At 53.3% G+C, this 21,567-nt stretch carries 23 protein-coding genes and 1 other annotated feature; of the genes, 12 read left to right on the top strand and 11 right to left on the bottom strand.

Annotated elements, in window-relative coordinates; translation table 11 throughout:
- The first annotated feature begins 69 nt into the window (after positions 1-69).
- Positions 70-402, top strand: coding sequence for a gamma-glutamylcyclotransferase family protein (locus QLG09_RS00005; RefSeq protein ID WP_063858300.1), 333 nt, complete (start codon positions 70-72; stop codon positions 400-402).
- Positions 403-451: 49 nt separating this feature from the next.
- On the opposite strand, the gene QLG09_RS00010 is transcribed toward QLG09_RS00005, so the two are convergent.
- The 4 genes from QLG09_RS00010 to dacD all read right to left on the bottom strand — a co-directional run bounded on the left by QLG09_RS00010 (position 452) and on the right by dacD (position 3,878).
- On the bottom strand, positions 452-787 hold the full coding sequence (locus tag QLG09_RS00010) for a DUF496 family protein (protein ID WP_008499467.1): 336 nt from the start codon (positions 785-787) through the stop codon (positions 452-454).
- A 168-nt stretch (positions 788-955) separates the two neighbouring features.
- Positions 956-2,014, bottom strand: coding sequence for an FUSC family protein (locus tag QLG09_RS00015; RefSeq protein WP_020883296.1), 1,059 nt, complete (start codon positions 2,012-2,014; stop codon positions 956-958).
- 92 nt (positions 2,015-2,106) lie between these two features.
- Complete coding sequence (sbmC, locus tag QLG09_RS00020; RefSeq protein ID WP_032678501.1) at positions 2,107-2,580, bottom strand: DNA gyrase inhibitor SbmC; 474 nt, start codon at positions 2,578-2,580, stop codon at positions 2,107-2,109.
- Positions 2,581-2,711: 131 nt separating this feature from the next.
- Positions 2,712-3,878, bottom strand: coding sequence for a serine-type D-Ala-D-Ala carboxypeptidase DacD (dacD, locus tag QLG09_RS00025; protein WP_014170783.1), 1,167 nt, complete (start codon positions 3,876-3,878; stop codon positions 2,712-2,714).
- A gap of 207 nt (positions 3,879-4,085) precedes the next feature.
- On the opposite strand from dacD, the gene sbcB reads away from it, so the two are divergent.
- Positions 4,086-5,513 (top strand): exodeoxyribonuclease I, encoded by a 1,428-nt coding sequence (sbcB, locus tag QLG09_RS00030; RefSeq protein WP_169809771.1) that lies wholly within the window; start codon positions 4,086-4,088, stop codon positions 5,511-5,513.
- A 59-nt stretch (positions 5,514-5,572) separates the two neighbouring features.
- On the opposite strand, the gene plaP is transcribed toward sbcB, so the two are convergent.
- From plaP to QLG09_RS00050, 4 genes are all read right to left on the bottom strand, one after another.
- Complete coding sequence (gene plaP / locus QLG09_RS00035) at positions 5,573-6,931, bottom strand: putrescine/proton symporter PlaP (RefSeq protein ID WP_014170786.1); 1,359 nt, start codon at positions 6,929-6,931, stop codon at positions 5,573-5,575.
- Positions 6,921-6,983 carry a membrane protein YoeI gene (gene yoeI / locus QLG09_RS00040; RefSeq protein WP_099458931.1) on the bottom strand — a complete coding sequence of 21 codons (63 nt, stop codon included), beginning with the start codon at positions 6,981-6,983 and terminating at the stop codon, positions 6,921-6,923. Before yoeI ends, plaP begins: the two co-directional genes overlap by 11 nt.
- 218 nt (positions 6,984-7,201) lie before the next feature.
- Entirely contained in the window at positions 7,202-8,131 is a 930-nt protein-coding gene (locus tag QLG09_RS00045) for a LysR substrate-binding domain-containing protein (protein WP_282488656.1), read from the bottom strand.
- A 41-nt stretch (positions 8,132-8,172) separates the two neighbouring features.
- Positions 8,173-8,997 carry an SDR family oxidoreductase gene (locus QLG09_RS00050; protein ID WP_014170788.1) on the bottom strand — a complete coding sequence of 275 codons (825 nt, stop codon included), beginning with the start codon at positions 8,995-8,997 and terminating at the stop codon, positions 8,173-8,175.
- A 174-nt stretch (positions 8,998-9,171) separates the two neighbouring features.
- Between QLG09_RS00050 and hisL the strand changes: the two genes are divergently transcribed.
- The 9 genes from hisL (at position 9,172) to hisIE (ending at position 16,388) form a co-directional block, all read left to right on the top strand.
- Positions 9,172-9,222: a his operon leader peptide gene (hisL, locus tag QLG09_RS00055; protein ID WP_001364200.1), complete on the top strand. Its 51-nt coding sequence runs from the start codon at positions 9,172-9,174 to the stop codon at positions 9,220-9,222.
- Positions 9,198-9,321 (top strand) — a sequence feature (His leader region). Its footprint overlaps the gene before it by 25 nt.
- A gap of 45 nt (positions 9,322-9,366) precedes the next feature.
- A complete protein-coding gene (gene hisG / locus QLG09_RS00060; RefSeq protein ID WP_000886595.1) occupies positions 9,367-10,266 on the top strand; it encodes an ATP phosphoribosyltransferase in 900 nt (299 codons plus the stop codon).
- A 5-nt stretch (positions 10,267-10,271) separates the two neighbouring features.
- Positions 10,272-11,576, top strand: a complete 1,305-nt coding sequence (gene hisD / locus QLG09_RS00065; protein ID WP_079232036.1) for a histidinol dehydrogenase — start codon at positions 10,272-10,274, stop codon at positions 11,574-11,576.
- The gene (gene hisC, locus QLG09_RS00070) at positions 11,573-12,634 is read left to right on the top strand and encodes a histidinol-phosphate transaminase (RefSeq protein ID WP_032678504.1); all 1,062 of its coding nucleotides are present in this window, start codon (positions 11,573-11,575) and stop codon (positions 12,632-12,634) included. The genes hisD and hisC overlap by 4 nt, the downstream gene beginning before the upstream one ends.
- A complete protein-coding gene (hisB, locus tag QLG09_RS00075; protein WP_282488657.1) occupies positions 12,631-13,698 on the top strand; it encodes a bifunctional histidinol-phosphatase/imidazoleglycerol-phosphate dehydratase HisB in 1,068 nt (355 codons plus the stop codon). Before hisC ends, hisB begins: the two co-directional genes overlap by 4 nt.
- Entirely contained in the window at positions 13,698-14,288 is a 591-nt protein-coding gene (gene hisH / locus QLG09_RS00080; RefSeq protein WP_020883288.1) for an imidazole glycerol phosphate synthase subunit HisH, read from the top strand. Before hisB ends, hisH begins: the two co-directional genes overlap by 1 nt.
- A complete protein-coding gene (gene hisA, locus QLG09_RS00085; protein ID WP_282488658.1) occupies positions 14,288-15,025 on the top strand; it encodes a 1-(5-phosphoribosyl)-5-[(5-phosphoribosylamino)methylideneamino]imidazole-4-carboxamide isomerase in 738 nt (245 codons plus the stop codon). Before hisH ends, hisA begins: the two co-directional genes overlap by 1 nt.
- Positions 15,007-15,783 (top strand): imidazole glycerol phosphate synthase subunit HisF, encoded by a 777-nt coding sequence (gene hisF, locus QLG09_RS00090; protein WP_138614299.1) that lies wholly within the window; start codon positions 15,007-15,009, stop codon positions 15,781-15,783. The genes hisA and hisF overlap by 19 nt, the downstream gene beginning before the upstream one ends.
- On the top strand, positions 15,777-16,388 hold the full coding sequence (hisIE, locus tag QLG09_RS00095; protein ID WP_014170795.1) for a bifunctional phosphoribosyl-AMP cyclohydrolase/phosphoribosyl-ATP diphosphatase HisIE: 612 nt from the start codon (positions 15,777-15,779) through the stop codon (positions 16,386-16,388). The genes hisF and hisIE overlap by 7 nt, the downstream gene beginning before the upstream one ends.
- Positions 16,389-16,429: 41 nt before the next feature.
- Here the strand turns inward: hisIE and wzzB are convergent, their stop codons facing one another.
- The gene (wzzB, locus tag QLG09_RS00100) at positions 16,430-17,410 is read right to left on the bottom strand and encodes an LPS O-antigen chain length determinant protein WzzB (RefSeq protein ID WP_078774584.1); all 981 of its coding nucleotides are present in this window, start codon (positions 17,408-17,410) and stop codon (positions 16,430-16,432) included.
- Positions 17,411-17,601: 191 nt separating this feature from the next.
- Between wzzB and QLG09_RS00105 the strand changes: the two genes are divergently transcribed.
- The gene (locus QLG09_RS00105) at positions 17,602-18,606 is read left to right on the top strand and encodes an NAD-dependent epimerase (protein WP_073396104.1); all 1,005 of its coding nucleotides are present in this window, start codon (positions 17,602-17,604) and stop codon (positions 18,604-18,606) included.
- 53 nt (positions 18,607-18,659) lie between these two features.
- On the opposite strand, the gene ugd is transcribed toward QLG09_RS00105, so the two are convergent.
- Both ugd and gndA read right to left on the bottom strand, forming a co-directional pair.
- Positions 18,660-19,826 (bottom strand): UDP-glucose 6-dehydrogenase, encoded by a 1,167-nt coding sequence (gene ugd / locus QLG09_RS00110; RefSeq protein ID WP_042716014.1) that lies wholly within the window; start codon positions 19,824-19,826, stop codon positions 18,660-18,662.
- Positions 19,827-20,079: 253 nt separating this feature from the next.
- Positions 20,080-21,486 (bottom strand): NADP-dependent phosphogluconate dehydrogenase, encoded by a 1,407-nt coding sequence (gene gndA, locus QLG09_RS00115; RefSeq protein ID WP_073396105.1) that lies wholly within the window; start codon positions 21,484-21,486, stop codon positions 20,080-20,082.
- Positions 21,487-21,567: the final 81 nt, after the last annotated feature.

Genomic DNA, 21,567 nt, shown 5'->3' on the forward strand with positions numbered 1-21,567 from the left:
CCAGTCAGAGGAGCCAAATTTAAAAAGCCTGCTTTTATAGCAGGCTTTTTGCTTTGCTGGTGAGGGAAAATGAACGCTCTGTTTGTCTACGGCACGCTACGCCCGGGTCACGCGAATGCACATATTCTTGAAAACATCGGTGGCGAATGGCAGGCCGGTTTTGTCACCGGGACGTTTTACGAACGTGGCTGGGGCGCGGCGGCAGATTTTCCGGGGATAGTGCTGCATCCGGACGGCCCACGCGTGGAGGGCTTTCTGTTTATCTCTGATAGCCTGAGTGCACACTGGCCAATGCTGGACGAATTTGAAGACGGCTACGATCGGGTTGAGGTCAATGTGACCACGCCGCATGGAAAACAGGTCAACGCCTGGATTTATCAGCTACAGCCGCGTACTGCGTAATAAAAAAGGCTCTCTGTCACCAGAGAGCCTTTTTTGTATTCATCGGCGATTACTCGCTTTTGGCTTCACCGTTTTTGATTTCGCCCATTACTTTCAGTTTCTTGGAGATATCACGGCGTTCTTTAGACAGCTCAGCGTTTTTGATGATGTAGTCATCAACGCGGTCTTCGTAGTCGCTCTTCATGCTGGCGATGATGCCCTGAATAGCCTCAACGCTCATGCCTGGCTTGATGTAGTCGCTCAGGTTATCGAGCAGCAGGACACGTTTCTGGTTGTCACGGATCTTCTTCTCAACGTCCTGGATTTCACGCTGCAGTTTGTTTTTGCGGCGGAACAGGCGGACGAATTCCAGAACATCCTGGAACGAAGGCTTGGTAGTTTCCATTTTTACACCCCTGATAATGTGAGATTCGGATTCGTTAAAGCAACCGTTGTAACAATAACCTTACTGACAGCGGCTGCGAATGACAATGAGTATATCGTTTAAAGCTATCATAACCCCAATTGATGCTGAATCGAAGCAGCAGGCGTCACATATGGAGATAGCTGCTCTTTATTTGCGCAGCGCCCGGCAAATGAGATGCGACAGTAGCTCCAGCTGCCGCGCCAGCTCCATACTCAGCCAGACATAACCATGAATAGGCGTTTCCGCAACGTTATCGCTCTGACGCTCATTCATTAACTGCTTCAGCTCCGCAACGATCTCATTCAGACGTTCACTGTTCGCCAGGATGGGCTGCGGGTTACCTTCATAAAGCGCGTGGGCGATGGTCAACAGCGTTTGCTGCGTCATCTGCTGCGTCTCTTTTAAGGTATGGGCGTTGAGCATTAAAAGGTGGCTGGGACGAGAAGCCCAGTGCGCGTTGATTTGCAACTCAAGCATGCATACCAGATTGCGGCTTACCGTCTGAATGGCTTCGAAAATGGATTTCTGGATATGGGTTTCTTTGCTGGCCGGGGTAATCAGCCCGCGCATCCTGACCACATCGTTGAGGATCGTTTGCAGATGTTTTTCCAGCCGGGGACGTTCAACCAGGTTAGGGGAAAATCCGGCCTGATAGACACGGTTGAATGCGGTGACATAGTTAGCCATCTGAATACGCCAGTGCAGAAAAGCACGCTGTGGCCAGATGCCGGTAAAGAGCATAGCCAGCAGTGAGCCGAGGATAACGTCCCCGCTTCGCCACAGGGCAGTCGTCATATCCCCCGCCGGTGCACCGACCACCACCGACAGCGTGATACCAATCAGCAGCGCCTGATAGGGCCTTTTGCCTAAAGCCAGCCAGCCGCAAAGGAACATCGCGGCACCGCACCAGATCAACATAACCGGAAACGAGATAAGCTCAAGCTTCAGCGCGATAAGCCCCAGGGCAGAGCCTAAAACGGTACCGCCAATGCGCTCGAAGGCGCGTGGAACAACGTTCCCCCAGAACGAAATAGGCCCCATCACGACCACCAGCGTGATAAGCGGCCATGTTCCCTCAGGAACATCCAGCAAACGAACCAGCACAAACGTCAACACAAAGGCCAGCGCGATACGGCACCCATGTACCACGCGGTAGTGTTTGTACAGACGAATTTCAAAAGGGGTTAATGATTTGTCGGGACGCACACCCGCTCTCCAGCTACAGGGCAAATCACAATTGTACTGTGTTTTCAGCCGGGCGGATCACACCCGGCTGAAAAACCCTGTAATAACCAGGCTTAACCGGCTTTGTGCTCTACACCAATATACATTTCGATGTCCCAGTAACCGTCCGCGTTACCATCATTAAGGTAGCGCTCGAAGCAGGGTTTAGGGGCCATCTGGTAGCTGTTGTCCTGCAAGAGGGAATTAAAGAACTGGTTCCATGGGGTCGCGAAGTCATGGTTTTCAACGCGCGCCGTCGCCACCGCATACTCTCCAGCGGCGATTTCCGTCATCATGACGCCTTCGCTGTTTTCAGGAATGACAAAATCGTCCGGTACCGTTACGGCCGTGTCACAGCGCAATTTTTCTGCCGGGACCTCGTCCGGATTATCGTAGTAAACCGCAACCCACTCCAGCGGCTGAATGTGACGTCCATCCACCCACATGACTAACTGTTCGAAGCCCTGTTTTACCGTTTTGTCCCACGGCCCGACCAGATGAAAGCCGGCGATTTTACGTTTCTGTTGCTGCTTGATGCTGTAGTCCATGCTGCCTCCTTTTATTACTGTATATTTATACACTATAAAGCAGGTTTTAACTGTTCAGCAAACGAGGAGTGTTTATTATGTGAGCAGACTCGCAACCGCGCCAGTCTGCTCATGAGCTTTAACGCAGGCCGTTACAGCGTGTGATGCAGATAATCGCTCAGACGGGAGAAGAGGCCGCCTTTATTCACCGCTTCGAGCGTCACCAGCGGCCAGTGCGCCACGACTTTGTCACGATCGTAAAGCTGGATTTCCCCTACCCGCTGATGAGCCGCAATCGGCGCTTCCAGCTCTTTTTTATCCAGCACGTACTTGGCTTTGATGTTAGGAACTTCTGTTTTAGGCAAGGCCAGCCAGAAATCCTGGTCGGTGCCCAGTTCCACCTGCTCTTTATCGCCGTACCAGATACGCTCTGTTCCCACTTTTTTGCCGTTATGCAGGATCTGCACCGTATCAAAGTTCTGCTGCCCCCAGTGCAGCAGCTTCCGGGCCTGTTCCTCACGCCCTTTCGGGCTGTCAGCGCCCATCACCACCGCGATTAAACGACGCTGACCGTCAACCGCTGACGCAATCAGGTTAAAGCCCGCTCCCGACGTGTGCCCCGTTTTCAGGCCATCAACGTTCATGGTTTTATCCCACAGCAGGCCGTTACGGTTTTGCTGGGTGATCCCGTTCCAGGTAAGGCTCTTTTCGCTGTACATATGGTAGAACTCTGGCTCGCCGTGAATGATAGCCCGGGAGAGCACGGCCAGGTCATAGGCAGAGCTGTGCTGGCCCGGCGCGTCCAGACCGTGGACGGTTTCAAAGTGGGTATCGCGCAGGTTCAGCTTTTGTACATAGTCGTTCATCATCTTCACAAACTGCGGCTGACCACCCGCTACGTGATCCGCCAGCGCCACGCAGGCGTCGTTACCGGAATCCACAATCAGTCCACGGCTCAGGTCACGCACCGAGACGCGATCGCCCTCTTTCAGGAACATCAGCGACGATCCTTCAAACACCGGGTTCCCTTTTGCCCACGCGTCGCGGCCAACGGTAACGATGTCATCCGGGGTAATGCGGTGGCTGTCGATGGCCCGATCGACAACGTAGCCCGTCATCAGCTTGGTCAGGCTCGCCGGATTACGTTGTTGATGTTCGTTGCCCGCCGTTAAGATCTGACCAGTCGTGTAATCCATTAGCACCCAGGAGCCCGCCTGAATGGCCGGAGGCTGCGGCGAAAAATCCAGCGGATCGGCCGCGAAGGCAGAAGAGACACTCGAAGCGAGTAAAGAAACAGCAATAAACAGACGGCGTTTCAACGGTATATCCTCAGGTCATTAAAAATCGATGACCTTTTTACGGGAGTTCTGTTGTCGTTACCTGGCTTAATTGCAAAAAAATGTGACAGAAAGCAGATTTTACGCTGAAGCGGCCTCGCAAATTTGCACGGTGATGGCGCTTTTTATTCGGACTGACCTGCACGATCGTTTACCATAGAGACGTCATTTTTTAACAGGATGGTATTACTGGTGTCTGATTCAGCCGCGCGCCCTACATTTTTGTTCCACGACTACGAAACCTTTGGCACCCACCCGGCGCTGGATAGACCGGCACAGTTTGCGGCCATCCGTACCGACGATGAATTCAACATCATTGGCGAGCCTGAGGTCTTTTACTGTAAGCCGGCCGATGACTACCTGCCCCAGCCCGGCGCGGTAATGGTCACCGGGATCACCCCACAGGAAGCCCGGGACAAAGGCGTGAACGAGGCCGCATTCGCCCGGCGCATTCACGACCTGTTCACCGTCCCGAATACCTGCGTGGTCGGTTACAACAACATCCGTTTCGATGACGAAGTGACGCGCAATATCTTCTACCGCAACTTCTACGATCCTTATGCCTGGAGCTGGCAGAACCGCAACTCGCGCTGGGATTTGCTCGACATTATGCGTGCCTGCTATGCGCTGCGCCCGGAAGGCATCAACTGGCCTGAGAATGATGAAGGGCTGCCGAGCTTCAGACTGGAACACCTGACGCGTGCAAACGGTATTGAGCACAGTAATGCCCACGATGCGATGGCCGATGTCTACGCCACCATTGCTATGGCAAAGCTGGTAAAAGCCGCTCAGCCACGGCTGTTTGACTATCTGCTGACCCACCGCAGCAAGCAGAAACTCACCACGCTGATTGATGTGCCGCAGATGAAACCGCTGGTGCATATCTCCGGTATGTTTGGCGCCTGGCGCGGCAATACCAGTTGGGTCGCACCGCTGGCCTGGCATCCGGATAACCGTAATGCCGTGATTATGGTGGATTTAGCCGGTGATATTACACCGCTGCTCGATCTCGACAGCGATACGCTGCGCGAACGGCTCTATACCCCGAAAGATGAACTCGGCGATCTGCCCGCGGTGCCGGTCAAACTGGTCCATATCAATAAATGTCCGGTCCTGGCCCAGGCCAATACGCTGCGCGCAGAGGATGCCGACAGGCTGGGGATTAACCGTCAGCGTTGCCTGGATAACCTCAAGGTGCTGCGTGAAAACCCGCAGGTGCGTGAGAAAGCGGTGGCGATCTTTGCCGAAGCCGAACCCTTTGTTCCGTCAGACAACGTCGATGCGCAGCTGTACAACGGCTTTTTCAGCGACGCAGACCGTGCGGCAATGAATATTGTTCTGCAAACCGAACCGCGTAACTTACCCGCGCTGGATATTACCTTCGCGGACGCACGTATCGAAAAACTGATGTTTAATTATCGCGCGCGCAACTATCCTGGAACGCTGGATGAAACCGAACAGGCGCGCTGGCTTCAGCATCGTCGTCATGTGTTTACACCGGAGTTTCTGCAGAGCTACGCGCAGGAGCTGGAGATGCTGTATAGCCAGTATGAAGGAAATGCTGAAAAGCAGGCGCTGTTAAAAGCGCTGTATCAGTATGCGCAGGAAATCGTCTGACAGATTTTGGGCGAAAAAAAACCGGAGGCGATGGTCTCCGGTTTTTTTTTACTTAGTTCTTACGCAACGTCTTCGTACTGAGGAACCGGGTTACGGAAGCTCTTCGTGACGCACGCCAGGTAAACCAGGCCGATACCCGCCCAAATCAGGCCAAGCACCATGGAACTCTCTTCCAGGTTAACCCACAGCGCACCCACGGTCAGCGCACCACACATCGGCAGGAACAGATACTGGAAGTGGTCTTTCAGCGTTTTATTACGCTTTTCACGGATCCAGAACTGAGAAATAACCGACAGGTTAACAAAGGTGAACGCCACCAGCGCACCGAAGTTAATCAGCGCAGTTGCCATCACCAGGTCAAAGTTAATCGCCAGCAGAGCAATAGCGCCGACCAGGATGATGTTCATCGCCGGCGTACGCCAGGTTGGGTGAACGTAGCCGAAGAAGCTTTTCGGGAATACGCCGTCACGACCCATTACATACATCAGACGTGCAACGCCTGCGTGCGCGGCCATGCCGGATGCCAGTACCGTGATGGTGGAGAAGATCAACGCGCCAACCTGGAACGCTTTACCCGCCACGTAGAGCATAATTTCTGGCTGAGAGGCATCCGGATCCTTAAAGCGAGAGATATCCGGGAAGTACAGCTGCAGGAAGTAGGTCGCAAAGATAAAGATCAGACCACCAATCAGCGCCGTCAGGAAGATAGCACGCGGGATAACACGCTCTGCGTCCTTGGTCTCTTCAGACAGGTTGCTGATGCCGTCAAAACCGGTAAAGGAGAAGCACAGAATGGTTGCCCCGGTAATCATCGGGATCACATGCGCATCACCAGACCAGAAAGGCTTGCTGCTCGCCAGGGTACCTGCGCCTTCACCGTGGAAGACACCAAAGATAACCATGCCCAGAATCACGGCAATCAGGATGACCTGAAGCACAACAATAACGGAGTTAAAGTTCGCAACGGACTTGATGCTGCGCAGGTTGAACGCCGTCATAAAGGCCACCAGCGCCACGACGAACATCCACGAAGGGATCGACGGCACCAGTGCTTCAAAATAAATTTTAGCCAGCAGAATGTTGATCATCGGCGCGAACAGATAGTCGAGCAGCGAAGACCAGCCCACCATAAAGCCAACGGTCGGGCTGATGGATTTCTGGGCGTAGGTGTAGGCGGAACCGGCAGACGGATAGCGACGGACCAGTTTACCGTAGCTCAGCGCGGTAAAGAGGATCGCAATCAGTGCGAAGGCGTAAGCCGTCGGCACATGACCGTCTGTGAGGCCTGATACGATACCGAATGTATCGAACAGCGTCATTGGCTGCATATAGGCAAGGCCCATCATAACAACCGGAACTAACGTAAGGGTTTTACGTAATTCCACGCGAGAGGTGTTTGGAGTTGCGTTATGCGACATAGTTATTCTCCTTTACGGTGATAACCGCCACGTAAGCGAAAAATTGCCCCATTTCTGTATTCCTCAGCGACAACAACTGTCGGATTTTAGTAAATATCTATCCGGTACGAAGCCCGGCCTCTTGGTTTTTAGTTTCGTTTCATACGTGCAAAAAAAAATAACCGACGCCTTTTATATCGTCGATTATTCATTTGGTTGCAGCGGCGCATTTTGCCCCACATCGGATACAAAAGGCAATACTTTGCAACGCCCGGGGCGATTTTCTTTTTTCTAACTGGCTGATTTCTCGACGCTGCTTTGCGAGTAAACGGCAGCAATAGCAGTATTTGCTAAAATTTCGTCCCGCCACCAGGCACTTGCCAGCCCCGCAGTTTGTTCATTCCAGCCGACCCACACCGATTCATTGCTGCTTTGTGCAAGCACCTGTTTTTCAACAAGCGCACCGCTGTCTAAAAACCGCTGTGCCAGATAGCGGGGTAAATAGCCGCACCCCAGGCCACTGATTTGCAGCTCCAGCTTGGTTTTATAGTCGAACACCGTGATCGCCTCCTGCTCATCAAGCAACTGCGTGGAGGCCGCACAGTCGGGACGCGAGCTGTCACCGACCACAATGGCGCGGTAGCCTTTAATCGTGCGCCGGTTAAGGGGTTCCGGCTCCTGCGCGAGCGGATGGTGTGGCGCGACGGCGAAAACCTGCTCCAGCACACCCAGCCGGGCGAAACCGAAATCACTTAACTGGGGCGGTTCATGCAGCGCACCGACAAAAATATCGGCCCTGCCCTGAGTTAAGGCATCCCATGAATCGCCCAGCACGCCATTAATGAAGATTAACCGGGTTACGCTGTGGTGCTGATAGAACGCCTCAATCAGCGGCGTCAGAAGAGAAAACGGAAAAGTATCATCAACGCCGATGACCAGTTCGTTCTCCCATCCCTGGTGCAGTTTGACGGCCTGTTTTTCCAGTTCGCGAACGGTATGCAGGACGTCGCGCCCCTTCTCCAGCAGCATCTGCCCGGTACGGGTAAAACGGGCGCGGTGGCCAGAGCGATCGAGGATCTGGATATTAAGATCGCTTTCCAGTTTATGAACGGTATAGCTCAGCGCCGACGGGGTTTTGAAGAGCTTTGCCGAAGCAGCGGCAAAGCTCCCCTCTTTTTCCAGTGCATCCAGAATAATAAGAACATCCAGCAGCGGTTTCATGTTCGCCCCCTTCCGGTGTGCGATCGTTTCCGCTGAGAAACTTATTCCATCGGCATCACCAGCGGATCGGGATATTGATACTCAAACCCCAGCTCATGACAAATGCGATTGCCATCAACAATTTTGCCTTTACTTTCGTCCTTTGCTTCACCAAAAACAGGCGGAACCAGACCCAGCTGGCGTGCCATCAGCGGGTAAAACGTGCTACGCGCTGGATGAGAAGGCGCACATATATTATAGATGTGCCCACCTTTTGGAGCCTGTAAGAGTAGTTCTATTGCGGCAATTACGTCATCAAGATGCACAAGATTGACGCCATGTTGTCCGTCTGGCGCGGATTTTCCCGCGAAGAAGCGCCCTGGATGTCGTCCGGGGCCAACCAGACCTGCCAGCCGTACAATATCGACCTGGGTGCCGGGAAGATGATGCAGCCAGTCTTCCAGCTCTTTCAGCACTTTACCGCTCGCGGTAACGGGATGACGCTCAGAGGTCTCCTTCACCACGCCGTCAACATCGCCGTAGACCGAGGTTGAGCTGGTAAAAATAATGCGTGGGACGTGATGCGCCAGCGCGCTGTCGACAATCTCCTGCATCGCCTGCAGATAAAATGATTCGCCCGGGCCACTGCGCCGTGCCGGTAACGTAATCACCAGCGCATCAACGTTCATCAGCGTGTCCAGATCGTCAGCATCACACACCAGTTCGGGTTCCAGACGCAGCTCGACGCCGTCAATACCGCACATGCGCGCCGCTTCTACCCCATCCGCCGTGGTTTTGCTTCCGGTCACCTGCCAGCCTTTTGCGGCTAATGACATCGCCAGCGGCATTCCCAGCCAACCTAAACCGACAATCGCGACCTTTTTCATGCGAATTCTCCTGACTTTTACTCGTCTTTCTTAAGGCTACGCCAGCCCGGCAGAACACACAATTCATAGCGTCAATATGAAATGAATTAATGATCAAAAAAAGCCCTTGCAATCAGTCATACAACTGGTTTAGGTTAAAAGACATCAAATGAATAAGCATTCATCGAGAATTTTATGACACGCGTTCAATTTAAACACCACCATCATCACCATCATCCTGACTAGTCTTTCAGGCGATGTGTGCTGGAAGACGTTTGGATCTTCCAGTGGTGCATGAACGCATGAAAAAGCCCCCGGAAGATCTTCTTCCGGGGGCTTTTTTTTGGACCAAATTCAGACAGGTTAAAACAGGTTAACGAGGAAAACAGAATGTTAGATAACTCACGTTTACGCATAGCTATTCAAAAATCAGGCCGTTTGAGTGATGATTCACGCGAACTGCTCGCCCGCTGCGGGATTAAAATCAACCTGCACACCCAGCGCCTGATTGCCCTGGCTGAAAATATGCCCATCGACATTCTGCGCGTGCGTGATGACGATATTCCCGGCCTCGTGATGGATGGCGTTGTTGACCTCGGCATCATCGGTGAAAACGTGCTGGAAGAAGAGCTCCTGACCCGCCGTGCCCAGGGTGAAGATCCACGCTATTTTACCCTGCGTCGTCTGGACTTCGGTGGCTGCCGCCTGTCGCTGGCCACGCCTGTCGATGAAGCCTGGGACGGCCCGGCCGCGCTGAACGGCAAGCGTATCGCCACCTCCTACCCTCACCTGTTGAAACGTTACCTGGATCAGAAAGGCGTGCAGTTTAAATCCTGCCTGCTGAACGGCTCTGTTGAGGTGGCACCGCGCGCGGGTCTGGCTGACGCCATCTGTGACCTCGTCTCTACGGGCGCCACGCTGGAAGCGAACGGTCTGCGCGAAGTGGAAGTGATTTACCGCTCCAAAGCGTGCCTTATCCAGCGCGACGGCGAAATGGCCGATGCGAAACAACAGCTGATCGACAAACTGCTGACCCGTATTCAGGGCGTGATTCAGGCCCGTGAATCGAAATACATCATGATGCACGCGCCAACCGAACGTCTTGATGAGGTCATTGCCCTGCTGCCGGGCGCAGAGCGCCCGACCATCCTGCCTCTGGCCGGTGACCAGCAGCGCGTCGCCATGCACATGGTCAGTAGCGAAACCCTGTTCTGGGAAACCATGGAAAAACTGAAGGCGCTGGGCGCAAGCTCAATTCTGGTGCTGCCAATTGAGAAAATGATGGAGTGATGGCCATGAGCTTTAACACAATCATCAACTGGAACGATTGTTCGCAAGAACAACAGCGCGCGCTGCTGATGCGTCCGGCGATTTCTGCCTCAGAAAGCATTACCCGCACCGTGGCCGAGATCCTTGATAACGTCAAAGCCCGTGGCGACGATGCGCTGCGGGAATACAGCGCAAAGTTTGATAAAACCGAGGTTGGCGCTTTAAAGGTAACCGAACAGGAAATCACGGACGCGGAAAGCCGCCTCGGTGACGAGATCAAACAGGCGATGGCCGTCGCGGTGAAAAACATTGATACCTTCCACACCGCGCAGATATTGCAGGCGGTCGATGTGGAAACCGTGCCCGGCGTACGCTGCCAGCAGGTCACGCGTCCGGTTGCGTCGGTGGGGCTTTACATCCCCGGTGGTTCCGCCCCGCTGTTCTCTACCGTATTAATGCTGGCAACCCCGGCACGCATCGCCGGTTGTCAGAAAGTAGTACTGTGCTCGCCGCCTCCGATTGCCGATGAAATTCTCTATGCGGCAAAACTGTGTGGCGTACAGGCGGTGTATAAAGTGGGGGGTGCACAGGCAATTTCCGCGCTGGCGTTTGGTACCGAATCCATTCCTAAAGTGGACAAAATTTTTGGCCCGGGCAACGCGTATGTGACCGAAGCAAAGCGTCAGGTCAGCCAGCGTCTGGACGGTGCCGCAATTGATATGCCTGCCGGTCCTTCTGAGGTACTGGTGATTGCCGACAGCGGTGCAACGCCGGACTTCGTCGCCTCCGATCTGTTATCCCAGGCAGAACATGGCCCGGACTCACAGGTTATTTTGCTGACGCCGGATGCGGATATGGCAAAACGCGTGGGTGAAGCCGTTGAACGTCAGCTTGCCGACCTGCCGCGCGCCGACACGGCACGCCAGGCACTCTCAGCAAGCCGCCTGATTGTGGCGCGCGATCTGGCGCAGTGCATTGCCATCTCCAACCAGTACGGCCCGGAACACCTGATTATCCAGACCCGCAATGCGCGCGATCTGGTTGACAGCATTACCAGCGCAGGTTCGGTCTTCCTTGGCGACTGGTCACCGGAATCCGCCGGCGATTACGCTTCCGGCACCAACCACGTTCTGCCAACCTACGGCTATACATCAACCTGTTCGAGCCTCGGGCTGGCGGATTTCCAGAAACGCATGACCGTACAGGAGCTGTCCCGCGAGGGGTTTGCCTCTCTGGCCTCCACCATTGAGACCCTGGCCGCCGCCGAACGTCTGACCGCCCACAAAAACGCCGTTACGCTGCGCGTTGCAGCCCTGAAGGAGCAAGCATGAGCATTGAAGAATTAGCCCGCGAAAATGTCCGTCGCCTGACGCCTTATCAGTCTGCTCGTCGTTTGGGTGGCAACGGTGATGTCTGGCTGAACGCCAACGAATACCCGACGGCCGTACAGTTCGAGCTGTCGCAGCAAACGCTGAACCGCTATCCGGAATGCCAGCCGAAAGCGGTTATCGAAAATTACGCCCGGTACGCAGGCGTAAAGCCTGAGCAGGTGCTGGTCAGCCGGGGGGCAGATGAAGGCATTGAACTGCTGATTCGAGCCTTCTGCGAACCGGGTAAAGACGCGGTGATGTACTGCCAGCCAACCTACGGAATGTACAGCGTCAGCGCAGAAACCTTTGGCGTGGCGTGCCGTAACGTGCTTTCGCTGGAAGACTGGCAGCTCGATCTGCAGGGGATTGCCGACAATCTTGACGGCGTGAAAGTGGTGTTCGTCTGCAGTCCAAATAACCCGACCGGGCAGATTATCAACCCGCAGGACATTCGAACCCTGCTGGAGATGACGCGCGGTAAAGCGCTGGTGGTGGCTGACGAAGCCTATATTGAGTTCTGCCCGCAGGCGACGCTGGCTGGCTGGCTCGAGGAGTACCCGCACCTGGTTGTACTGCGTACGCTGTCAAAAGCTTTCGCTCTCGCTGGCCTGCGCTGCGGCTTTACGCTGGCCAATAAAGAAGTCATCGACCTGCTGATGAAAGTGATTGCGCCATATCCCCTCTCTACGCCGGTTGCCGACATTGCGGCGCAGGCTTTGGCCCCTCAGGGGATCAAGGCGATGCGCGAACGCGTGGCACAAATCCTTGAAGAACGGCAGTATCTGGTCACTGCCCTGAAAGATATTCCCTGCGTGGAGCAGGTATTCGACTCTGAAACCAACTACATCCTGGTACGCTTTACCGCGTCGAGTGCCGTATTTAAATCTTTATGGGATCAGGGCATTATCTTACGAGACCAAAATAAACAACCATCCTTAAGCGGCTGTTTGCGTATTACCGTAGGCACCCGTGCAGAGAGTCAGCGCGTGATTGACGCCCTGAAAGCGGAGAAAGTATGAGCAAGAAGACCCTCTTTATCGATCGTGACGGTACCCTTATTTCGGAGCCGCCAACCGATTTTCAGGTCGATCGTTTCGACAAACTGGCTTTTGAACCCGATGTAATCCCGGTGCTGCTCAAGCTGCAGAAAGCCGGCTATAAGCTGGTGATGATCACTAACCAGGACGGGCTGGGTACCGACAGTTTCCCGCAGGCGGATTTTGACGGCCCACATAACCTGATGATGCAGGTGCTGACCTCTCAGGGCGTTGAATTTGATGAGGTGCTGATCTGCCCACACCTGCCTGCCGATGAATGTGACTGCCGCAAGCCGAAGGTAAAGCTGGTCGAACGCTACCTGACGGATGACGTGCTGGATAAAGCCAATAGCTATGTCATTGGCGATCGCATGACCGATATTACACTGGCGGAGAACATGGGTATCTCCGGGCTGCGCTATGACCGTTCCACCCTTAACTGGGCAAAAATTGGTGAGCAGTTGACCCAGCGTGACCGCTACTCGCACGTTGAGCGCAACACCAAAGAGACGCAAATCGACGTTAAGGTCTGGTTGGATCGTGAAGGCGGCAGCAAGATCCACACCGGTGTGGGTTTCTTTGACCATATGCTGGACCAGATCGCGACCCATGGTGGTTTCCGCATGGAGATCGCCGTGAAAGGCGATTTGTATATCGACGATCACCACACCGTGGAGGATACCGGCCTGGCGCTGGGTGAAGCGCTGAAACTGGCACTCGGCGACAAACGCGGCATCAACCGTTTTGGTTTTGTGCTGCCGATGGACGAGTGCCTGGCGCGCTGCGCAATGGATATCTCCGGGCGCCCACACCTGGAATACAAAGCGGATTTCACCTACCAGCGCGTGGGCGACCTCAGCACCGAAATGGTTGAACACTTCTTCCGTTCATTGTCCTACACCATGGGCCTGACGTTGCACCTCAAGACCAAGGGCAAGAACGACCACCACCGCGTGGAAAGCCTGTTCAAAGCCTTTGGCCGTACCCTTCGCCAGGCGATTCGTGTGGAAGGTGACGCCCTGCCCTCATCGAAAGGAGTGCTGTAATGAATGTGGTGATTCTGGATACCGGATGCGCCAACCTGAACTCCGTAAAATCGGCAATTGCCCGTCACGGCTATGCACCGGACGTGAGTCGCGACCCGGACGTCGTACTGCGCGCCGATAAGCTTTTTCTGCCCGGCGTAGGGACAGCGCAGGCGGCGATGGATCAGATCCACGAGCGTGAGCTGGTGAGTCTCATCAAAGCCTGTACTCAACCGGTGCTGGGAATTTGTCTCGGCATGCAGCTGCTGGGCCGACGCAGTGAAGAGAGTAACGGCGTTGATCTGCTCGGGATTATCGACGAAGACGTGCCGAAAATGACCGATCACGGTCTGCCTCTGCCGCACATGGGCTGGAACCGTGTTTATGCCAAAGCCGGTGACAGACTGTTTCGCGGCATTGAAGACGGGGCCTATTTTTACTTCGTGCACAGCTACGCCATGCCGGTAAATCCGTACACCATTGCCCAGTGCAATTACGGCGAAGCATTTACCGCGGCGGTGCAGAAAGATAACTTCTTCGGCGTGCAGTTTCACCCGGAACGCTCCGGTGCCGCAGGTGCACAGTTGCTGAAAAACTTCCTGGAGATGTAATGATTATTCCCGCTTTAGATTTAATCGACGGCACGGTTGTCCGTCTCCATCAGGGCGATTACGGGCAGCAACGCGACTACGGTAACGACCCCTTGCCACGTCTGCAGGATTATGCTGCCCAGGGCGCGCAGGTGCTGCACCTGGTGGATTTGACTGGCGCAAAAGATCCGACAAAACGTCAAATCCCACTTCTTAAAAAACTGGTGGCCGGCGTAGATGTGCCGGTCCAGGTAGGCGGTGGCGTGCGTACGGAAGATGACGTTGCGGCGCTGCTGGACGCTGGCGTGGTGCGGGTGGTCGTCGGCTCGACTGCCGTTAACGATCCTGAAAAGGTTAAAGCCTGGTTCCGCCGCTTTGGCGCTGACGCGCTGGTGCTGGCGCTGGATGTTCGTATCGACGAACAGGGTAACAAGCAGGTTGCAGTCAGCGGCTGGCAGGAAAATTCCGGGGTGACGCTGGAAGAGCTGGTCGAGAGGTATCTGCCCGTTGGCCTGAAGCACGTGCTGTGCACCGATATCTCCCGCGACGGCACGCTGGCAGGCTCTAACGTTTCTTTATACCAAGAAGTCTGCGCGCGTTATCCGCAGGTGGCCTTCCAGTCATCGGGGGGTATTGGTGATATCGCTGATATTGCCGCGCTGCGCGGAACGGGTGTACAGGGCGTGATTGTGGGCAGGGCCCTGCTGGAAGGTAAATTTACTGTGACGGAGGCGATTCAATGCTGGCAAAACGGATAATCCCTTGCCTGGACGTACGTGACGGCCAGGTAGTGAAAGGCGTGCAGTTCCGCAACCACGAAATCATTGGCGATATCGTCCCGCTGGCAAAACGCTACGCTGAAGAAGGCGCAGATGAGCTGGTGTTTTACGATATCACCGCCTCCAGCGATGGCCGCGTCGTGGATAAAAGCTGGGTGGCGCGCGTGGCAGAAGTGATTGATATTCCCTTCTGCGTGGCAGGCGGGATTAAATCTGCGGAAGACGCGGCAAAAATTCTCTCCTTTGGTGCCGATAAGATTTCCATTAACTCCCCTGCTTTGGCAGACCCGGAGCTGATTACCCGTCTGGCCGATCGCTTTGGCGTACAGTGCATTGTCGTGGGGATCGACACCTGGTATGACGCCGCAACGGGTAAATACCATGTCAACCAGTACACCGGCGATGAAAGCCGGACCCGCGTAACCCAATGGGAGACGCTGGACTGGGTGCAGGAAGTCCAGAAACGTGGCGCAGGCGAAATTGTGCTGAACATGATGAACCAGGACGGCGTGCGTAACGGCTACGACCTCGAGCAGCTGAAAAAAGTCCGCGCGGTTTGCCACGTACCGCTGATTGCTTCCGGCGGTGCAGGCACCATGGAACACTTCCTCGAATCCTTCCGCGATGCAAACGTTGACGGCGCGCTGGCGGCCTCCGTGTTCCACAAACAGATTATTAATATTGGTGAGTTAAAAACGTACCTGGCCGACCAGGGCGTGGAGATCAGGGTATGTTAACAGAGCAACAACAGGCACAACTGGACTGGGAAAAAACTGACGGATTACTGCCGGTGGTTGTACAGCATGCCGTCTCAGGTGAAGTGCTGATGCTGGGATATATGAACCAGGATGCACTAACCAAAACCATCGACAGCGGCAAGGTCACCTTTTTCTCGCGTACCAAACAACGCCTGTGGACCAAAGGGGAAACCTCTGGCCATTTCCTGAATGTGGTCAGCATTACGCCGGACTGCGATAACGATACGCTTCTGGTGCTGGCGAATCCGATCGGCCCAACCTGCCACAAAGGGACCAGCAGCTGCTTCGGCGATGCAAGCCACCAGTGGCTGTTCCTGTATCAGCTGGAACAGTTACTCGCTGAGCGTAAAACGGCGGATCCTGAGAGTTCATATACGGCTAAGCTGTACGCCAGCGGGACTAAACGTATTGCGCAAAAGGTAGGGGAAGAAGGCGTTGAGACAGCACTGGCCGCGACTGTGCATGACCGCGAGGAGCTGACGAACGAGGCGTCGGATTTGATGTATCACCTGCTGGTACTGCTGCAGGATCAGGAGCTGGATTTGACGGCGGTGATTGAGAATCTACGTAAGAGACATAAATAAAAAAACCGGGGAATGTCCCCGGTTTTTTTATCTGATGAGAATCACGCTTTTGGTTTGTAGTTCCGCAACGCGTTGCGACCCAACACCACACCTGAACCGATAATCCCGCCAAGCAGGACAGCAAGGATCAGAGTGATGGCCTTTTTCGGACTGTCACGATAAACAGGCAGATCCGGTTTCATGACATAGCGATAGACATGAATGGTGTCCGGGTTAACATTCAACTTCTCGATATCCAGCAAGTTCTGCTTAGTCTGATAGTACGCTCCAGAGAACACCAGCGGACGTGAAGCTTCGTTTTCAATCATCGATTTTAACGCTTCGCTGCCCAGCAGGAACATGGTTTCCTGCGTCACGTCCTGAGTTTGCTGAATCTGTGGAGAGGTGATTTTCGCTGCTTCTGCGTTCTTCAGCGCTTCCGTAATCTGTTTGATACGCAAATCTTTTTGCTCCTGAGAGACTTTCTCCTGGTTCTCCAGGGAGTCATTCAGGGTTGTGATCTGCTGCTTAATGTTATCTTTTAGGTCAAGCGCCAGTTCTTTCGCCGTCTGCTCGTCTACCTGTTGAATATATTGGGCCAGCTGCTTCTGAGCAGCCTCCGCAGATTCCCCGGTATAAGAGACACTTAATGGCAATGATTGTCCTTTAACTGCCTGCTCAATCGTCAGCTTTTCCGGAATTTCCTGGTTTTCAAGTGCCTGAGATAAAGCAGAGAAAGAAGAGTTGAAACGTCCAATCACTCTGGTTTGAATATCGAGCATTGAGGGGGCTGCACCGCCATAAAGTATGTTTAAAGCATTCGAGTACGTCGCGATTTGCGCCGCATCAGGCTGTGAGATGATGGCCGACGATGTCCACTTTTCTTCTACTACACTGATATAGATACCTGCAAGGATGATAAAAACTGCGACAAAAGCTCCAATAATCAACTTTCCACGCCACAGTTGCATCACTAAATCGATGAAATCAAGTTGCTCCAGGTCATTGCTACGCGTGACCGGGTTATTGTTGTTTTGCGTCATACTGTCCCTAACGAATAAAAAGGGCAAAAATAATCATAAAGTATAGTGTATCTGTTACTGGCAATTTTTCTATAAGAATCCGATGAGTTATATCGGAAAGATTGGTTATGTAACTCACGTCTAACGCGCTATCATATAGCAGTTCTGATGCTTCCGGCATCAATTAGACCGAAAAGTTAACGAGGAAAGGTATGAAATTTTTGGTTACGGGCGTGGCGGGATTTATTGGTTCAAATGTCAGCAAGCGCTTGTTGGATGCAGGACACCATGTTGTGGGGATTGATAATCTAAATGACTACTATGATGTCAATCTTAAGCTGGCACGTCTGGATCTGCTGACATCTGGCAATTTCACCTTACACAAGCTGGACTTGGCCGATCGTGAAGGCATGGCAGCACTGTTCGCCCGTGAGAAATTTGATCGCGTCATCCACCTGGCCGCACAGGCAGGCGTACGCTACTCGCTTGAAAATCCTCACGCCTATGCTGATGCCAACCTGGTAGGGCACCTCAACGTGCTGGAAGGCTGTCGCCATCATAAGGTACAACATCTTCTGTATGCGTCTTCCAGCTCCGTTTACGGTCTGAATCGCAAGATGCCTTTTTCGACTGACGATTCGGTCGATCACCCTGTCTCACTTTATGCCGCGACCAAAAAAGCCAATGAACTGATGTCGCATACCTATTCCCACCTGTACAACCTGCCCACGACGGGCCTGCGTTTCTTTACCGTGTACGGTCCGTGGGGACGCCCGGACATGGCGCTGTTCAAGTTCACCAAAGCGATGATTGAAGGCAAGAGTATCGATGTCTACAACTACGGCAAGATGAAGCGTGACTTCACCTACATCGATGATATCGCTGAAGCGATCATCCGCCTGCAGGATGTGATCCCTCAGGCTGATGCGAACTGGACCGTTGAGACCGGTTCGCCAGCGACCAGCTCCGCGCCGTATCGCGTCTACAACATCGGTAACAGCTCGCCTGTCGAATTGATGGATTACATTACCGCGCTGGAAGATGCGTTAGGTAAAAAGGCAGAAAAAAACATGATGCCCATCCAGCCCGGTGACGTGCTGGAAACCAGCGCCGATACGAAGGCGTTGTATGACGTCATTGGATTTAAACCGCAGACCTCGGTAAAAGACGGAGTGAAAAACTTTGTCGACTGGTACCGTAATTTCTATAAGGTTTAATACAAAAAAACCCGGCGCATGAGCCGGGTTTTTTATGTGCGGTAGAAAGGAGATTAGTCGCTACCAAACAGATCGCGGGTATAAACCTTATCCGCCACGTCTGCCAGCTCTTCCGCCATACGGTTCGAGATAATCACATCCGCTTCTTTCTTGAAAGCGTCCAGATCGCGAACCACACGGGAGTGGAAGAACTCGTCTTCCTGCATCGCTGGTTCATAGATAATGACCTGCACGCCTTTCGCCTTAATACGCTTCATGATCCCCTGAATGGAAGAGGCGCGGAAGTTATCAGAACCGCTCTTCATGATCAGACGATAGACACCCACCACTTTTGGCTGACGCGCGAGAATGGAATCAGAAATGAAGTCTTTACGCGTGCGGTTGGCATCCACAATCGCGGAAATCAAATTGTTAGGCACCGCCTGATAGTTTGCCAGCAGCTGTTTGGTATCTTTTGGCAGGCAGTAACCGCCGTAGCCAAACGACGGGTTGTTGTAATGGTTACCAATACGCGGGTCGAGGCACACGCCTTCGATGATCTGGCGGGTGTTCAGGCCCAGACTCTCTGCATAGCTGTCCAGCTCGTTGAAGTAGGCCACGCGCATTGCCAGATAGGTATTAGCGAAGAGCTTGATTGCCTCGGCTTCGGTGGAGTCAGTGAACAGTACCGGAATATCTTTCTTGATTGCTCCTTCCTGCAGCAGTGCGGCGAAGCGCTCCGCACGCTCAGAACGCTCACCGATCACGATACGGGATGGATGCAGGTTATCGTATAACGCCCTGCCCTCGCGCAGAAATTCTGGCGAGAAGAAGACATTATCAATACCCAACTCTTCTTTAATCGATTTGGTGAAGCCTACTGGAATGGTCGATTTGATGATCATCACCGCTTTTGGGTTGATTGCGATAACATCTTTGATCACCGCTTCCACGGTTGAAGTGTTGAAGTAGTTGGTTTTAGGGTCGTAATCCGTTGGTGTGGCGATGATGACGAAATCTGCGTCGCGGTAGGCGTCTTCTTTGTCCGTCGTTGCACGGAAATTCAGCGGTTTGTTGGCGAGGTATTCCTGGATTTCTTTATCGACAATCGGGGATTGCTTTTGATTAAGCATATCCACTTTAGACTGAACGATATCCAACGCCACCACTTCATGGTTTTGTGCGATCAGAATGCCGTTTGATAGGCCTACATAGCCTGTTCCGGAGATAGTTATTTTCATTCGTTCAACTTCTTCAAGTTTAAGTTTCAGGAGGCGTAAGTACACCACCGCAATAAACAACTGTTGAGGTTTTTACCTCTTAAGTTGAGCGGCTGTCAAGGCGAAAGCCTGGCTGCGAAAATGTGAAAATGCAGTGGTTTATACGGCGTTGAAAGACGCTCGCTGGACAAAGCAAGTCCAGATGGGCTTATTCGTGATAAAAAAAGCCCGGTGAGCATCACCGGGCTTAATTATCAGGCTGAGTTAAATCAGATTAATCCAGCCATTCGGTATGGAACACACCTTCTTTATCGGTACGTTTATAGGTATGCGCACCGAAGTAATCACGCTGCGCCTGAATCAGGTTCGCTGGCAGCACGGCAGCACGGTAGCTGTCATAGTACGCCACCGCAGCGGAGAAGGTCGGTACAGGGATACCGTTCTGCACAGCGTAAGCAACCACGTCACGCAGCGCCTGCTGGTATTCGTCCGCGATTTTCTTGAAGTACGGTGCCAGCAGCAGATTCGCGATACCGGCATTTCCAGCGTACGCATCAGTAATTTTCTGCAGGAACTGAGCGCGAATAATGCAACCCGCACGGAAGATCTTCGCGATTTCGCCGTAGTTCAGATCCCAGTTGTTTTCGTCTGAAGCGGCACGAAGCTGAGAGAAGCCCTGCGCGTAGGAGACGATTTTACCCAGGTACAGAGCACGGCGAACTTTCTCGACGAATTCAGCTTTGTCACCGGCGGGTTTAGCCTGTGGGCCAGACAGCACTTTGGATGCCGCAACACGCTGCTCTTTCAGGGAAGAAATGTAACGCGCAAATACGGATTCGGTGATCAGAGACAGCGGTTCACCCAGATCCAGAGAGCTCTGGCTGGTCCATTTACCGGTACCTTTGTTCGCAGCTTCGTCCAGAATCACATCAACCAGGTATTTACCCTCTTCATCTTTCTTGGTGAAGATATCTTTGGTGATGTCAATCAGGTAGCTGTTCAGCTCACCTTTGTTCCACTCGGTAAAGGTTTCAGCCATCTCTTCGTTAGAGAGGTTCAGGCCGCCTTTCAGAAGAGAGTAAGCTTCTGCGATGAGTTGCATGTCGCCGTATTCGATGCCGTTGTGAACCATCTTCACATAATGGCCCGCACCGTCTGGACCAATATAGGTCACACACGGCTCGCCGTCTTCCGCAACCGCAGCGATTTTGGTCAGGATTGGCGCAACCAACTCATAGGCTTCTTTCTGACCACCAGGCATGATAGATGGGCCTTTCAGTGCGCCCTCTTCACCACCGGAAACACCGGTACCGATGAAGTTGAAGCCTTCAGCAGACAGTTCACGGTTGCGACGAATGGTGTCCTGGAAGAAGGTGTTACCGCCATCAATGATGATGTCGCCTTTTTCGAGGAAAGGTTTCAGAGAGTCGATAGCAGCATCAGTACCTGCACCCGCTTTAACCATTAACAGGATACGACGGGGCGTTTCCAGAGACTCAACAAACTCTTTCACCGTATAAAAAGGAACCAGTTTCTTGCCTGGATTCTCGGCAATCACTTCTTCAGTCTTATCACGGGAGCGGTTGAAAACGGAGACGGTATAACCACGGCTTTCGATGTTGAGCGCCAGGTTGCGCCCCATCACTGCCATACCGACAACGCCGATCTGTTGCTTGGACATTACATACTCCTGTCAGGTGTGGTCGCTGCGACTTATGCGCGGCTTGAATGTTTTAATGATATTAACTCAGGATGATATCTA

It is taken from the genome of Enterobacter sp. V89_11, from assembly GCF_029967775.1.
Lineage (GTDB): Bacteria > Pseudomonadota > Gammaproteobacteria > Enterobacterales > Enterobacteriaceae > Enterobacter > Enterobacter ludwigii.